The 13,523-nt window shown below is 60.8% G+C and carries 14 protein-coding genes; 4 read left to right on the forward strand and 10 right to left on the reverse strand.

Features of this window, described 5'->3' with window-relative positions:
• Positions 1 to 137 precede the first annotated feature (137 nt).
• Positions 138 to 1,529, forward strand: a complete 1,392-nt coding sequence (locus J4E63_RS02430) for a PLP-dependent aminotransferase family protein (protein ID WP_060740717.1) — start codon at positions 138 to 140, stop codon at positions 1,527 to 1,529.
• A gap of 74 nt (positions 1,530 to 1,603) precedes the next feature.
• Here the strand turns inward: J4E63_RS02430 and J4E63_RS02435 are convergent, their stop codons facing one another.
• The gene (locus J4E63_RS02435; protein WP_003205410.1) at positions 1,604 to 1,864 is read right to left on the reverse strand and encodes a YebG family protein; all 261 of its coding nucleotides are present in this window, start codon (positions 1,862 to 1,864) and stop codon (positions 1,604 to 1,606) included.
• A 322-nt stretch (positions 1,865 to 2,186) separates the two neighbouring features.
• Here J4E63_RS02435 and J4E63_RS02440 point away from each other — a divergent pair, with 322 nt between their 5' ends.
• Positions 2,187 to 2,687: a phosphate-starvation-inducible protein PsiE gene (locus J4E63_RS02440; protein WP_207280993.1), complete on the forward strand. Its 501-nt coding sequence runs from the start codon at positions 2,187 to 2,189 to the stop codon at positions 2,685 to 2,687.
• On the opposite strand, the gene J4E63_RS02445 is transcribed toward J4E63_RS02440, so the two are convergent.
• Positions 2,684 to 3,001: a DUF3509 domain-containing protein gene (locus J4E63_RS02445; protein ID WP_060740718.1), complete on the reverse strand. Its 318-nt coding sequence runs from the start codon at positions 2,999 to 3,001 to the stop codon at positions 2,684 to 2,686. The two genes, J4E63_RS02440 and J4E63_RS02445, sit on opposite strands and share 4 nt — an antisense overlap.
• A gap of 497 nt (positions 3,002 to 3,498) precedes the next feature.
• Between J4E63_RS02445 and J4E63_RS02450 the strand changes: the two genes are divergently transcribed.
• Positions 3,499 to 3,909 carry an HPF/RaiA family ribosome-associated protein gene (locus J4E63_RS02450; protein ID WP_103308316.1) on the forward strand — a complete coding sequence of 137 codons (411 nt, stop codon included), beginning with the start codon at positions 3,499 to 3,501 and terminating at the stop codon, positions 3,907 to 3,909.
• An 81-nt stretch (positions 3,910 to 3,990) separates the two neighbouring features.
• Here J4E63_RS02450 and fecA read toward each other — a convergent pair whose 3' ends face one another.
• The 4 genes from fecA to J4E63_RS02470 all read right to left on the reverse strand — a co-directional run bounded on the left by fecA (position 3,991) and on the right by J4E63_RS02470 (position 8,890).
• Positions 3,991 to 6,330 carry a TonB-dependent Fe(3+) dicitrate receptor FecA gene (fecA, locus tag J4E63_RS02455; RefSeq protein WP_207281002.1) on the reverse strand — a complete coding sequence of 780 codons (2,340 nt, stop codon included), beginning with the start codon at positions 6,328 to 6,330 and terminating at the stop codon, positions 3,991 to 3,993.
• A 110-nt stretch (positions 6,331 to 6,440) separates the two neighbouring features.
• On the reverse strand, positions 6,441 to 7,400 hold the full coding sequence (locus J4E63_RS02460) for a FecR domain-containing protein (RefSeq protein ID WP_207281004.1): 960 nt from the start codon (positions 7,398 to 7,400) through the stop codon (positions 6,441 to 6,443).
• Entirely contained in the window at positions 7,397 to 7,885 is a 489-nt protein-coding gene (locus J4E63_RS02465) for a sigma-70 family RNA polymerase sigma factor (protein WP_092166147.1), read from the reverse strand. Before J4E63_RS02465 ends, J4E63_RS02460 begins: the two co-directional genes overlap by 4 nt.
• A 129-nt stretch (positions 7,886 to 8,014) precedes the next feature.
• Entirely contained in the window at positions 8,015 to 8,890 is an 876-nt protein-coding gene (locus J4E63_RS02470) for a helix-turn-helix domain-containing protein (protein ID WP_060740723.1), read from the reverse strand.
• A 139-nt stretch (positions 8,891 to 9,029) separates the two neighbouring features.
• Between J4E63_RS02470 and J4E63_RS02475 the strand changes: the two genes are divergently transcribed.
• Positions 9,030 to 9,932 carry a DMT family transporter gene (locus tag J4E63_RS02475; RefSeq protein WP_207281006.1) on the forward strand — a complete coding sequence of 301 codons (903 nt, stop codon included), beginning with the start codon at positions 9,030 to 9,032 and terminating at the stop codon, positions 9,930 to 9,932.
• A gap of 200 nt (positions 9,933 to 10,132) precedes the next feature.
• Here J4E63_RS02475 and J4E63_RS02480 read toward each other — a convergent pair whose 3' ends face one another.
• From J4E63_RS02480 to J4E63_RS02495, 4 genes are all read right to left on the reverse strand, one after another.
• Positions 10,133 to 11,104 carry a D-glycerate dehydrogenase gene (locus J4E63_RS02480; protein WP_192262158.1) on the reverse strand — a complete coding sequence of 324 codons (972 nt, stop codon included), beginning with the start codon at positions 11,102 to 11,104 and terminating at the stop codon, positions 10,133 to 10,135.
• A gap of 201 nt (positions 11,105 to 11,305) precedes the next feature.
• On the reverse strand, positions 11,306 to 12,055 hold the full coding sequence (locus J4E63_RS02485) for a YkgJ family cysteine cluster protein (protein WP_207281007.1): 750 nt from the start codon (positions 12,053 to 12,055) through the stop codon (positions 11,306 to 11,308).
• A 79-nt stretch (positions 12,056 to 12,134) separates the two neighbouring features.
• The gene (locus J4E63_RS02490) at positions 12,135 to 12,464 is read right to left on the reverse strand and encodes a hypothetical protein (RefSeq protein WP_207281008.1); all 330 of its coding nucleotides are present in this window, start codon (positions 12,462 to 12,464) and stop codon (positions 12,135 to 12,137) included.
• Positions 12,465 to 12,598: 134 nt separating this feature from the next.
• Positions 12,599 to 13,501 carry a chemotaxis protein CheV gene (locus tag J4E63_RS02495; RefSeq protein WP_103308311.1) on the reverse strand — a complete coding sequence of 301 codons (903 nt, stop codon included), beginning with the start codon at positions 13,499 to 13,501 and terminating at the stop codon, positions 12,599 to 12,601.
• Positions 13,502 to 13,523: the final 22 nt, after the last annotated feature.

A 13,523-nucleotide genomic window follows, 5' to 3' on the forward strand; every position in this document is an offset into this window, starting at 1 on the left:
ATTCATATCCCACTGATTAACGATTCAATAATCGTATCAATCGACTCAATTCGCCGGATGAGTCGAATTATTAGTTGCCTAACCTCCATGTGATATGCTCGGATATTCATCATTTCTACGATGGGCAGTGATCATTCATGTGGGTTCCCCAGCTAAGCGAGTTCAGCCAGCCGATGTATTTGTCGATTGCCGATGCGTTGGCGCGCGATATCAACAACGGCGTGCTGAACGAGGGTGATCGCTTGCCGACCTTGCGGGAGCTGGCGACCACCTTGAATGTCACGCCGGGCACCATCAGCCGGGCCTATAGCGAAGCCCATCGGCGTCGGCTGGTGCAGGGGGAAGTGGGGCGTGGCACTTATGTGCTCAACCAGAAGCAACTGGAACTGCCGGCCAGCAACAGCGCCGCCGCGCCGTTAAACCTGGGGCAATCCGAACTGCTTGATCTTTCGATCATCAAGCCCTACAGCGAGACCCTGGAGTACTGGTTGCGCGGCGCGCTGGTGGGCATGGCCAAAAGTACCGATTTCGCGCGCGCGCTGGATTACGCGCCGGACGGCGGTCACCCGGCGCATCGTGAGGCGGGGGCTCAATGGTTGCGTCATTCATTGCCCGACGCGCAATGGCAACAAGTAGTGATTACCGCCGGGGCCCAGCATGGCTTGATGGTTGCGATGAGCGCCCTGACCAACGCCGGTGACCTGGTGCTCTGCGAGGCGCTGTGCTATCCCGGCATCATTTCCCTGGCCCACGGCCTCGAACGTCGCCTGCGTGGCGTGCCGATGGATGACGAAGGCATCATCCCCGAAGCCTTGCGCGAACTGTGCCTGCGAGAGAAGCCGGCGATGCTGGTGTGCGTGGCGACCTGCCAGAACCCGACGGCGGCGATCATGTCGCAGAAACGTCGGGCCCAGATTGCCGCGCTGGCCGAGGAATTCGATTTCATCATCCTGGACGATGACATCTATGGCTTCCTGGCTACCGATCCGTCGATCAAGCCGTTGTCGGCCTTTGCGCCGGATCGTTCGGTGTACCTGACCAGCCTGTCGAAATCGGTCATGCCGGCGCTTCGCATCGGTTATATCTACAGCCCGCCGAAATTGCTGTCGCGCCTGACTTCGATGGTGCGCAGCAGTGTCTGGATGCCGTCGCCGTTGACGGCGCAGCTGGCCAGCAATGTGATTACCGAAGGCCTGGACAAGAAACTGATCCGCATCCAGCGCAACGAGGCGGCGGGGCGGCAAGCGATCGCCCGGGAAATCTTTGCCAATTTCGAACTCAAGACCCAGCCGTATTCCTATCACGTCTGGTTGACACTGCCCGAGCCATGGACCAGCGACGAGTTCACCATGCTTGCCCGGGCCAACGGTGTATTGGTGCTCAGCGGCACCCAGTTCCAGGCTGAGCGTTCAGGTACCACCCGGTGTGTGCGGTTGGTGTTGATGTCGCCCACCAGTCAGGACGAACTGCGCTTCGCCTTGACGAAGCTGGCGAGCCTGATCGATTCGGATCCGCGTCGTTATTACTAAAAAGATCGCAGCCTTCGGCAGCTCCTACACGGTTGTTCCATGTGGGAGCTGCCGAAGGCTGCGATCTTTTTTGGTTACTCGTCCGACGGGTTGAGCAGTTCGGACAAGGCGTCCGGCTGGCTCTTGAAAGCCTTGGCGAACACATCCCGATTCTTCGCCATGTAGATCCCGGCTTCTTCGACCTGTTGCTCGCTCAGCGATGGAACGGCTTTTTGCAACACTTCGGCCAGCAATTCGGCGAGCTCCAGCATTTTGTCATGACGGTCAGCTTCGGCTTTATCCATGAACAAGCGCTCCAGATCTCGGCTGCTGCGGTATACCACTTCGACGGCCATTCACCACCTCACATGCCTTCACATTGGTTTGTCTTTGCGACTACTGTATTTATATACAGGCAAAAGAATAAGCGAATCCTGTTGCTTTGGATAGTGGCTTTTTAATGTAGACCGATTTCGGCATGTGAGAGCGAAGCGTGTGGGAGCAAAGCTTGTGTGGGAGCAAAGCTCGCTCGTGACAAGGCCGAATGAAGCGCCCAAAAGTGCCGGATACCAGCCTATCGCCATCTCACCCTCAGTCGCTGGCCTTTTTTCTGCATGCAGAACAACCGTCACGTCCAACCCGCATCATCCGGTCGAACCGACCTAAGGAAACTACATCGTGAAAATAAACTGGGCCGAGAACCTGCGCCAGAACGTCCATCAACTGGCCGAGTCCCTGGGAAACCTGTTCGTCGAGACCTTCCACTACCTCGCGCTGTTCGCCATCGGTGCGGTCACCGCTTGGGCGGCGGTGATGGAGTTCTTGCAGATGCTCGAGGCGGGGCACATCAAGATCGACGACATCTTGCTGCTGTTCATCTACCTGGAATTGGGGGCGATGGTCGGGATCTACTTCAAGACCAACCATATGCCGGTACGGTTTCTGATCTACGTGGCGATCACCGCGCTGACGCGGTTGCTGATTTCCAACGTTTCCCACCACAGCCCGCCCGACGTGGGGATCATCTACCTGTGCGGCGGCATCCTGCTGCTGGCGTTTTCGATCCTGGTGGTGCGCTACGCTTCGTCGCAGTTCCCTTCGGTGAAGATCGAGCACCCGCACCGCAAGGTCGGCGCGGGTTCCAGCGAACATGCCGAAGTGGAGAAGGGTGAGATTTAAAGGCCAGCGGCAGAGGGGGCCGCACCCTGTGCATGCGGTGGTGGCAGCTTGATGTTGTCGCCGCCGGTCATGGCTTCGAGGATGGCCACGGCGCTGTGGCCCTGCTCGATGGCGATGCCGAACTGAATGCTTTGCACCAGGCGCTTGAGCCGCTCCGGGTCGTTGCGTTGCTGGGCGCTGATCATGCGTTTGGCGACGATGCGCCCGCTCTTGGACAGGGTCAGCATGATGCTGCCATCCAGGCCCTGGATACTCAGGTTGATTTGATAGTGCGGCGCAAAAGCGTCGGTAATGATCTGAAAAGGGTTGTCCATGATGCGTCACCGCCTGATTGAACGTGCAGTTGTTGACCGGCCGTGATCGGGATTAGTTCGCAACACTGGACCATCGGCCATTCCATGATCGTGTTCATCTCGAATTTTCCAGGGCTGGGCAGGCTTCAAACCGAAAGGTCGCAGTCTGCGGCAGCGCCTACAGAGAGTTAGCAAGTGGCATGCCGGAAAAACTGTCGGACAATGATCCCGGCGCCCAAGCGCCGAACGGTCTGGAATGCGGCTGCCCGTTTCGGGGCAATAACGTGCGGATGTTCGTTGACGGTGCAGGAAGGGAGGCGATTTGTGGCGGGTGGGCAGGGCGGGGCAACTCCCGACATTAACAGTGCCTTTGCCCGTTGTCCGGCTTTATTTGCAAATGGATATTTATATTTTTCCAGGGGTTGAATTGTTCTTCCGCCAGCCCGACTCTGTATTCAAGGGGCCGTTGCATTCACGTCGATGGCCCCCGGCGAGCTAGCTGAAATAAGGGATGAACTATGCAAATCCAAGTCAACAGCGATAACCATATTCAAAGCAGCATCCGACTGGAGGAGTGGGTACGTACTACCATCGAAAGCACGCTCGAACGTTATGAAGAAGACCTGACACGGGTCGAGGTTCATTTGCGGGACGAGAACGGCGACAAGCCCGGTCCCCATGACCTGCGTTGCCAGCTTGAAGCGCGGCCTAAAGGCCACCAGCCGATTTCCGTGACGCACAAGGCCGATACGCTGGAACTGGCGATCGAGGGGGCGGCCACCAAGCTTGAAAACGCCTTGGAGCACTTGTTCGGCAAACTGCGCGGCAAGCGCGCAACCATTGCGACACCGACCGAATCCGTTGCCTTGGCCGATGCGCTATTGGAAGAAGAATTCCTGGAGAACGAACGGGCCGCACTCAACGGCTGAGCCCGATCGCTTAAAGTCACCCACCGAACGGGCCTGCAATCGCAGGCCCGTCTTGTTTCAGCGGTTCACCGTAGCCCCGAATCAAAACGCCACGGACGTTTGCACATACAGCGTGCGCGGCTCCCCCACGTACTTGCCTCGGTTGTTGTCGTCGAACGAGCGGGTGAAATATTGGGTATTGAAGATGTTCTTCACACCCACCGCCACGTTCAGGTCCGACAGTTGCGGGCCGAAATCATAGGCAGCGCGGCTGCTGAACAGCATGTAGCCGGGGATATTGCCGGTACTGCCGTCGGCGCTTTCAGCCCGGGTGTTGGCGTTGTCGGCAAACTGCGCGCTCTGATAGGTGCTGTCCAGGTTCAGCTTCCACGGCCCGTCCGTATAACCCACGCCCAGTGTGCCTTTGTGCTTCGAAGAGAATGGCACGCGGTTGCCTTTGTTCGGTCCGTCTTCACGAATGGTGGCATCGACGAAGGCATACGTGGCGTACACGTCGAAACCGGCCAGTGCGGGGCTCAGGCCATCAAGGGCGTAATTGATGCTGGTTTCGATGCCTTGGTGGCGAGTCTCGCCGCGGGCGATTACTGAATCGTTGGTCTGGTTGCTTTCATACTGGTTGTCGAAGTTGATCAGGAATGCGCCGATCTCCGCCCGCAGGGTGCCATCGTCATAGCGGGTGCCCAGCTCCCAGGTGCGGGCCTTTTCCGGTTTCACTTCACCGCTGCTGACACGGTTGGGCATCTGGCTGTACTGCACACTGCCGAACGAGCCTTCGGTATTGGCATACAGATTCCACTCATCGGTCAGGTGATACAGCACGTTCAATGCCGGCAAGGCCGTGTTGTAGTCGCCCTTGTACTTCACATTCGTCAGGTTGTTGGTCTGCTGGGATTCGATCATTTCGTAGCGAACACCCGGCGTGATGGTCCATTTCCCGATGTCGATCCGGTCATCGATGAAAAACGCATTGGCCTCGGTGCCCCCACGCGTATCACGGTCGTTGCGACTGGAGGTGGTCGGCAATTCGTTGCTGGCGATGGGCGTGCGATAACGCAGCTCATGGCCCGCCTCGTTGATGTAGCGATAGCCGACGCCGACCTCATGGCTGGTGGGGCCGAGGTCGAAGCCTTGGGCGAAACGGGTTTCCAGGCCGCGGACCCAATATTCGCGAGGCGACAGGGACAGGAAGGTGCCCTGGTCCAGGTAGCCGCTGCGCAAGGTCTTGGTGAAGAACGTGCTGGCGGTGAATTCCCGGCGGTCCTGTTGGTAGCGGTAGCCGAAATTGACCAGGGTGCGACGGCCCCAGAAACGGTCGTTCGGACGTGTGGATTGATACGGGTTGGCATCGTAGTCGGCCACATTCAGGCCGCCGGGCATATCGGCCTCGCCTTCGTAATATTGGGCCATGGCATTGAAACTGTTGGCCTCGTCCAACTGGTAGTTACCCTTGAGGATCAGGTCATCGATTTGTGTGTCGCTGTGTTCGCGCCAGTCGCCGCCGCGGGTGCCGGAATACAGCAGGGCACCGCCCAAGCCGTTGTCGGCGGTGCCGCCCGCCAGCAGATTGGAGGACGTTTTGAAACCGTCGTGGCTGGAGGATGGGCTCGTCTCGGTCTGGAAGCCCCCCTTTACCGTGGGTGCATCGGGGATCGCCCGCGTCACGAAATTGACTACGCCGCCGACGTTTTGCGGGCCGTAGCGCACTGCGCCGCCGCCGCGCACGACATCCACCGCGTCCATGTTGCCCATGCTGACCGGCGCGAACGATAGCTGCGGTTGGCCGTAAGGTGCGAAAGGCACCGGGATACCGTCCATCAGCACCGTGGAGCGTGACGCCAGGCGTGGGTTGAGCCCGCGAATACCAAAGTTCAGCGCCATGTCATGGCTACCGGTGCCGTTGTTTTCCGGTGCATTGACGCCGGGAATGCGATTGAGCACATCCCGCGCCTGCGTCGCACCCTGGCGTTCGAACGCTTCACGGCGGATGACGTCACGGGCACCGGGGTGTTCGAAGACATTGGCTTGCGCGGCGTCGCCGAGCCAGTCGCCGACCACGGTGGTGGTGCCGATGTCCAGCGCGGTGGTGGTGGCCGGTTGCAGGCTGAAGGCGTTATCTCCCTCGGGCCGGGCTTGCAGGCCTGTGCCTTCGAGCAGCGCGCTCAGCCCTTGCTCCGGGCTGTAGCTGCCTTCCAGGCCGCGACTCTGCAGGCCAGCGGTTGTCTGTGAGCCAAAGGAAATCAACACCCCGGCCTCGCGTCCGAACTGATTGAGGGCGTTTTCCAGTGACGACGGCGCGATGTGATAGGCCTTGGCATCGGCAGCCTGTACGCAAGGCAGTGCGACGAAACTCAAGCTGGCCCCCAGGAGCCATTGACGCATGGTACGGGCGAGCGGGGTGAGACGGGTAGGTTGCTGCGGCATGGATGAGGATCCCGAGAAGGTTGTATCGAAGTGGCTTTCCTTCTCTGTCACCCGAGGCGGGGAAAACGGCTCACGGTTGCGTGTTTTTTTTCCAGCAGGACGGTCATGGTTCAAGCGCGAGCCTCGACCGAGACCCAATAGCGGGTAAAACGGCGTACTTTCACCGGCAGGCTGACCTCCAGCAGATCGAGGATTCGTTCGCTGTTGTCCAGCGGATAAGTTCCGGAGATCAGAAGGTTGGCGACCGCTTCGTCGCAATGCAATTGGCCGCGGCGGTACCGGCCGAGCTCGTCGAGAAAGTCCGCCAGGCGCATGTGCGCGGCTATCAGCATGCCTTCCGTCCAGGCGCCGCTGTTGGCATCCAGCGCCGTGGCGGGCCCGGCGCCGTTGATGCCAAGGCTCAGTTGCCGTGATGCGCCCAGTAACGAAGACGGGCCGTGTCGGCTGCGAATGTCCACCTCGCCTTCAAACACCGCCACCTGGGTGTGTTCCGGATATTCGCGTACGTTGAACCGGGCGTTGCGGCTTTCCAGCCGGCCATGGGCGGTCAGTACGTGCAGGGGCCTGGGGTCCCGGGCCGCCGTCAACAACAGTTCACCCTCCAGCAGGCGGATCAAGCGGCGTTGAGCGTCGAAGCGAACGTCGACCGCGCTGCCGCTGTTGAGCTGCAATTGGCTGCCGTCATCCAGCATCAGGCGACGCCGTTCGCCCACCGGGCTGCGGAAATCGGCCATCAAGGGAGGCAGCCACTGGCGTTCACGCAGGCCCCAGGCCAACGTTGAGCCGGCCCCCAGTACCAGCAACGTTTTGAGCGCCCGCCGCCGCATGGCGGACTTCGGTGCATTGAGGGTCGCATGGGCTAACGCAGGGGATACGCTGCGCAGCCGTTGATTGACCCGTTGGATATGTTCCCAGGCGCGGCGATGCTCGCTATGATCATCGAGCCATTGCTCCCAGGCTTGCTGTTGGCGGGTGTCGAGTGGGCCTTGCTGCATTTCCAGGAGCCAGTGCACGGCCTGCTCGGCGACTTGGGCGCTGACGTCAGGTGCGCCGTTGATCGACGGGGTCATAAGGCGAAGTAGCAGCGCATTGCTGCCTTGTTCAGATGGCGCTTGACCGTTGCCAGGGAAATCCCCAGTTCACGGGCGATTTCGTTGTAGGTCAGGCCATCGACCTGGGCCAGCAGAAACGCCTGCTTGACCGCTCGCGGCAAACCATCGAGCAGTTGGTCCAGTTCCGTCAGGGTTTGCAGGATGATTGCCCGTTCTTCCTCCGACGGCGCCACTTGCTCCGGCAGTTGGGCGAGGGTGTCGAGGTAGGCGCGCTCGAGGTCCTGGCGGCGGTAATGGTTGAACAGTACGCGCTTGGCAATGGTCGTAAGGAACGCGCGGGGTTCCAGGACAGGCTGCGGATCGCGCGTCGTCAGTACGCGCATGAACGTGTCCTGCGCCAGGTCGGCGGCACTGTCGGGGCACCCGAGTTTTCTTCGCAACCAGCTGTTGAGCCAACTGTGATGGGCGTTGTAGAGCACTTCGACGGTGTGTGCAGGCGGCAACGAGGAACATCCCGACAGCGCTGAGCTGTGCTAGAGAACAAGAATTGTTCGCATTGTAGAGGCGCGGCAGTGGCTACGGCAATCGGGATCAGTGCCGGGTTGTTTCATTTGGTCGGAGCGCGGTGGCGCCTAGCGCAAGAATGCCTGTCGATATTCCCCGGGGCTCGCCCCCAAGGTCTGGCGAAAACGGTTGGTGAAGTGGCTGGCGCTGGCGAATCCGCAGGCCAGTGCCACCTCGCCCAACGGTTGTGAGGTGGTACGCAGCAAGTGTTGCGCGCAAGCCAGGCGCCGGGCCAGTACATATTGATGGGGCGGCAGCCCGAAGCTTTCGCGGAACATCCGGGCGAAGTGGTATTCGGATAACGCGCACAACGTCGCCAATTGCCCGAGGCTGATGGGGTCGGCCAGGTGGCTGTCGACGTAATCCACCAGCAACCGCCGCTGGTGAGCCGCCAGGCCGCCCTTGAGGCGAAGCCCCTGGCGCTGGCCGACCTGGCTGAGCAGCAGGTGGTTGAGCAGGTCATGGGCCAGGCTGGTGGTCAACAGGCGTTCCCCGGGTTCGTCCCAGTTCAGCGCGATCAACTGGCGAAAGCGATGCGCCTGCTGCGGGTCGTCGAGGAATGTCTCCTCGTGCAATTGCACCTGCCGCGGTTCGCGGTCCAGTAGCGTGATGCACCCAAGGGCGAATTGTTCAGCGCTGAAATACAGATGGGCGAGGCGAATGTCGCCGTTGATGACCCAGGCCGATTCATGTCCGGCGGGCAGTACGCAGAGTTTGCCCGGCGCCCCTGTGGTATCGGGTCGTTCGCGGCGAAACGTACCGGTGCCACCGGCGATGTAGCAGGACAACGTATGGTGGGTCGGCGCCTCGTAGTCCTGGGCATCGTGATGGTTGCTCCACAAAGCGGCCGCCATGCCGTCTCCAAGCTCGGCGCTGTGCTCCAGGCGAGCATTGGGCGAGCTGTTGAGGGCTTGGAAGACTTGCAGGCTTTGCAGTGTGGGCATGATCGGTTCTCTCCAACGCCTTGCATCCTACTCCGTCGCCCCGTTCCTGCCAGCCCGCCAGCCGACAAAACCGCAAGTTTATGCAAGTGCCGCAGCGGCGGCGGCGTGACACTGAAGGTCATTGTCAGGAGCCGTCACCATGAACCTCTCGTTGTACCTGCTTACCGTGCTCATCTGGGGCACGACCTGGATCGCCCTGAAACTGCAGTTGGGCGTGGTCGCCATCCCCGTGTCGATTGTCTATCGCTTCGGTCTCGCGGCGCTGATCCTGTTTGCCATGCTCCTGCTCAGCCGACGCTTGCAGGTGATGAACCGGCGCGGCCATTTGATTTGCGTTGCCCAGGGCCTGTGCCTGTTCTGCATCAACTTCATGTGCTTCCTGACTGCCAGCCAGTGGATCCCCAGTGGCTTGGTCGCCGTGGTGTTTTCCACGGCCACCCTCTGGAACGCCCTCAATGCCCGGGTTTTCTTCGGTCAGCGGATTGCCCGTAACGTGCTGTTGGGGGGCGCCCTGGGGCTTTCGGGGCTGGCCTTGCTGTTCTGGCCGGAACTGGCCGGCCACAGCGCAAGCCCGCAAACGTTGCTCGGATTGGCACTGGCACTGCTGGGGACGTTGTGTTTCTCGGCGGGCAACATGCTCTCGAGCCTGCAACAGAAAGCCGGCCTCAAACCATTGACCACCAATGCCTGGGGCATGGCTTATGGCGCAGCGATGCTGGCGGTGTGGTGTGCGTTCAAAGGCATTCCGTTCGATATGGAATGGAACACGCGCTACATCGGCTCGTTGTTGTACCTGGTCATCCCGGGGTCGGTGATCGGCTTTACCGCCTACCTGACACTGGTCGGGCGCATGGGGCCGGAGCGGGCGGCCTATTGCACCGTGCTGTTCCCGGTGGTGGCGTTGAATGTCTCGGCGTTTGTCGAGGGTTACCAGTGGACAGTGCCGGCATTGGTGGGGTTGGTGCTGGTGATGCTGGGGAACGTGCTGGTGTTTCGTAAGCCACGGCCGGTGGCGACGAATGTCGCGCTGGGTGCACGCTGAGACAGAACGCCTGGCGATAATCCCGTGGCGAGGGAGCTTGCTCCCGCTGGGTTGCGAAGCAACCCCAAGGTCTATCTGCCACCGCAATGCGTCAGATAAACCGGCAGGGGGCTGCTGCGCAGCCCAACGGGGATAAATCCCCTCGCCACAGCAAGCTCCCTCGTCACGGTGTGTTCCCCCCGGGGGCTTTTGCGGAGGATTTATTTCCAGACTTGCGGGTTGACCAGGTTCTGCGGTCGCTCGCCCAACAAGGCACTGCGCAAGTTATCCACAGCCAGATTGGCCATGGCCTCACGGGTTTCGTGAGTCGCCGAGCCAATGTGGGGCAGGGTCACGGCGTTTTTCAGCTGGAACAGCGGCGATTCGGCCAATGGCTCTTTCTCGTAGACATCCAGCCCGGCACCGCGGATGCGGTTGTTCTGCAACGCTTCGATCAGTGCGGGTTCGTCTACCACAGGGCCACGGGAAATGTTGACCAGGATGGCACTCGGTTTCATCAGGCCCAGTTCACGCTGGCCGATCAGATGGCGGGTTTTCTCGCTCAACGGCACCACGAGGCAAACGAAATCGGCTTCGGCCAGCAGTTGGTCCAGTTCGCGAAATTGTGCGCCCAACTGGTTTTCCAGCTCGGTCTTGCGACTGTTGCCGCTGTAGATAATCGGCATGTTGAACCCCAGCCGGCCACGCCGGGCAATGGCTGCGCCGATGTTGCCCATGCCGACGATGCCCAGGGTCTTGCCATGTACGTCGCTGCCGAACAACTGCGGGCCGACCGTCGCTTGCCATTGCCCGGCCTTGGTCCAAGCGTCCAGTTCGGCCACGCGCCGGGCGCTGCTCATCAGCAGGGCGAAGGCCAGGTCGGCGGTGCTTTCGGTGAGCACGTCGGGGGTGTTGGTGAGCATGATCCCACGTTCATTGAAGTAGGCCAGGTCATAGTTGTCGTAGCCCACCGACACGCTGGAGACCACTTGCAGGTTCGTGGCGCTCTGCAGTTGCTCGCGGCCGAGCTTGCGACCGACACCGATCAGCCCATGGACGTGAGGCAAGGCTTCGTTGAACTGCGCGTTGATGTCGCCGTTCGACGGGTTGGGGACGATCACGTCGAAGTCCTGGCGCAGGCGTTCGATCATGGGGGGCGTGATACGGCTGAAGGCAAGTACGGTTTTTTTCATCGTGCAAGGCTCATCTGCAGGGAATACCAAGCACGCTAACATTCCTGGCGCGGGTTAGGCGAGAGGGGAGGGTGTAATCGCAGCGCCGCCAGTCCTCTGTGGGAGCGAGCTTGCTCGCGATAGCGGTCTGTCAGTCCATTGCGAGGGACTGGGCTGGCGCCATCGCGAGCAAGCTCGCTCCCACAGGGGATCTTTACAAACTCAGGCGGCTCGCAGGGAAATGAAGGCGTAGGTGACCGGTGCTTCAGTGACCACCCGCGCGCCGCTGGCCGAGACCTGGTTGGCCACGTCCTCGCCGGACAGGTGGAACTGCCATTCGCCAGCCGCTTGCTCCAACGGCTGCGAGCGGGCTTGATCGATAGCGGCGGCAAACGCAGCCATGTTCGGCAGGTAGGCCGTGAACCCATCGCCCTTCAACGCCGTCGTGTGGATGCCCAGCGACATGCAGATGCGTTCCTTGATCGCGATTTCCTCACGATCGGCCTGGCGTGAACGCTCGATCAAGCGGGCCAGTTCCTGGTCCACCAATTCACCGCCAAGTATCAACTGCGGCCCCGTTTCCCACGATTCCGGTGGGCAATCCTTGGCGGCGGGATTGAGCGGGATGTGTGGATTGATTTCCATGGGATAAATGCGGCATACCAAGGGTCTGCGCTCATAGATGCGGCACAGGTTTTCGTCGTCCAGATTATGGCAACGACCCACGTTATAAGCGGCGAACGTGATCGCCACCAGCGCGTCGCTCGTGCCGCTACGGACCACCGCCGAGCGTCGTTCGGCATGTTCACGTTGCGCCACCGGAAGGCCGAGGCCATTGGGCAGGAAGGCCTCGACCAGGACAATCACCTGGCCGCCGTCATTGGCCCACATCCTGGCTTCGTCGAGGGTCAGAGGAACGTGATGGCCGGTACAGCATTTACCGCACCCTACACAGGAAAACGTGGTGTTCATTGATCGACCGAAGGCAATAGGCTGAAAGCGGCGCCGGAAAAACGCCGCGATAAGCCCTGCGAAGCAAGTTATGCGCCATTCATCGAGGGGTGTCGGTCAGGCGGATCGAGTCCCATTCGGTGACGAAGGCGGTCCTGGTTTTCTTGCGGTAGAGGCACAACTCGGTGCCGGTTGCGCCTTTCATGTGTTTCTGTGGGTATTGGCCTTGCAGCAACACAGCGGTGTAGCCCACCCGGTCGTCGAATTGCGCGGCGGTGCCGACGGGTTCGGGGTCTTTAAGGCCGCTGGCCTTCAGGCAACTGGCGAGCACTTTTTTGTCGTAGGCGGCCCAGGCGTCGGGGCTGGAAGCCTGAGCCTCAAAGGCCATGGCGGCAGTGAGGCCGAGGAGCATCAGCGCAGGGGTTTTCATCAACAATGTCCTTGTTCAGGGGAACCAGGACAGGAGTATGCCTGAGGTCGGAGCTGCCTGAGGTTGGAGCAGTGTTCAGAGGCCGCGAGGATCGCAGCCTCCTGGCGTTCGGCCTGCCTTGCCGCGGGTGAGTGTCAGCGCCCTTGTTCGGTGACGGCCTTGGCCGCGGTGATCAGGCACTTGGTCAATTCAGGCGACGAGAACTTGGTGAGCACCCCGTTTGCGCCGGCCAGTCGGGCTTTCTCACTGTTCATGGCGCTGTCGAGCGAAGTGTGCAGCAACACGTAGAGGTGCGCGAAGTCCGGCGTTTCACGCAGGGTCCGGGTGAGGGCGTAGCCGTCCATTTCCGACATTTCGATATCGGAAACGATCAGGTTGATCTCCTGCGCAGTGCCCTGCAGTTCCAGCAGACAGTCGATGGCCTCCTTGGCGCTGCGGGCGGTGTGGCATTGCAGGCCCAGGTTGCGCAGGGTATGCACCGATTGCTGCAACGCCACCTGGCTGTCATCGACCACCAGGATCCGGGCGTTGCCCAGGACCTCGGCGTCTTCCATGCTCAGTTCGGTCGGCGCGGTTTCGATCTGCGCCGGTGCGATGCCGTGGATGACCTTTTCGATGTCCAGCACTTGCACCAGCGTGCCGTCCACCGAGGTCACGCCGGTGATGAACGCACGTACGCCGCCGGAGCCGTAGGGCGGCGGTTTGATGTCGGTGGTCAGGCAATGCACGATCTTGCTCACTGCCTGTACATGCAGGCCCTGTTTGGAGCGGCTCACGTCGGTGACGATCAGGCAACCGCCGTCCGGATCTTCCAGCGGCCGCTCGCCAATGGCGCGGCTCAGGTCGATCACCGACAACGACGTCCCGCGCAGGGTGGCGATGCCTTTGACGTGCGGATGGGACTCCGGCAGTTTGGTCAACGGTGGGCAGGGAATGATTTCACTGACTTTGAGCAGGTTGATCGCCATCAGCTTGCCGCTGCGCAAGGTAAACAGCAGAAGCGAAAGTGAATCTGCGCGGGCTTTGTTGGAAGACATAAAAACCTTCTGTGGAAAAAGG

It is taken from the genome of Pseudomonas sp. FW300-N2F2, from assembly GCF_017351655.1.
Classification (GTDB): Bacteria; Pseudomonadota; Gammaproteobacteria; order Pseudomonadales; family Pseudomonadaceae; genus Aquipseudomonas; species Aquipseudomonas fluorescens_AA.

Coding starts and splice junctions, on each gene's coding strand:
- J4E63_RS02430 (WP_060740717.1), top strand. CDS start 138: ATGTGGGTTCCCCAGCTAAGCGAGTTCAGCCAGCCGATGTATTTGTCG.
- J4E63_RS02435 (WP_003205410.1), bottom strand. CDS start 1,864: ATGGCCGTCGAAGTGGTATACCGCAGCAGCCGAGATCTGGAGCGCTTG.
- J4E63_RS02445 (WP_060740718.1), bottom strand. CDS start 3,001: ATGGACAACCCTTTTCAGATCATTACCGACGCTTTTGCGCCGCACTAT.
- J4E63_RS02450 (WP_103308316.1), top strand. CDS start 3,499: ATGCAAATCCAAGTCAACAGCGATAACCATATTCAAAGCAGCATCCGA.
- fecA (WP_207281002.1), bottom strand. CDS start 6,330: ATGCCGCAGCAACCTACCCGTCTCACCCCGCTCGCCCGTACCATGCGT.
- J4E63_RS02460 (WP_207281004.1), bottom strand. CDS start 7,400: ATGACCCCGTCGATCAACGGCGCACCTGACGTCAGCGCCCAAGTCGCC.
- J4E63_RS02470 (WP_060740723.1), bottom strand. CDS start 8,890: ATGCCCACACTGCAAAGCCTGCAAGTCTTCCAAGCCCTCAACAGCTCG.
- J4E63_RS02475 (WP_207281006.1), top strand. CDS start 9,030: ATGAACCTCTCGTTGTACCTGCTTACCGTGCTCATCTGGGGCACGACC.
- J4E63_RS02480 (WP_192262158.1), bottom strand. CDS start 11,104: ATGAAAAAAACCGTACTTGCCTTCAGCCGTATCACGCCCCCCATGATC.
- J4E63_RS02485 (WP_207281007.1), bottom strand. CDS start 12,055: ATGAACACCACGTTTTCCTGTGTAGGGTGCGGTAAATGCTGTACCGGC.
- J4E63_RS02490 (WP_207281008.1), bottom strand. CDS start 12,464: ATGAAAACCCCTGCGCTGATGCTCCTCGGCCTCACTGCCGCCATGGCC.
- J4E63_RS02495 (WP_103308311.1), bottom strand. CDS start 13,501: ATGTCTTCCAACAAAGCCCGCGCAGATTCACTTTCGCTTCTGCTGTTT.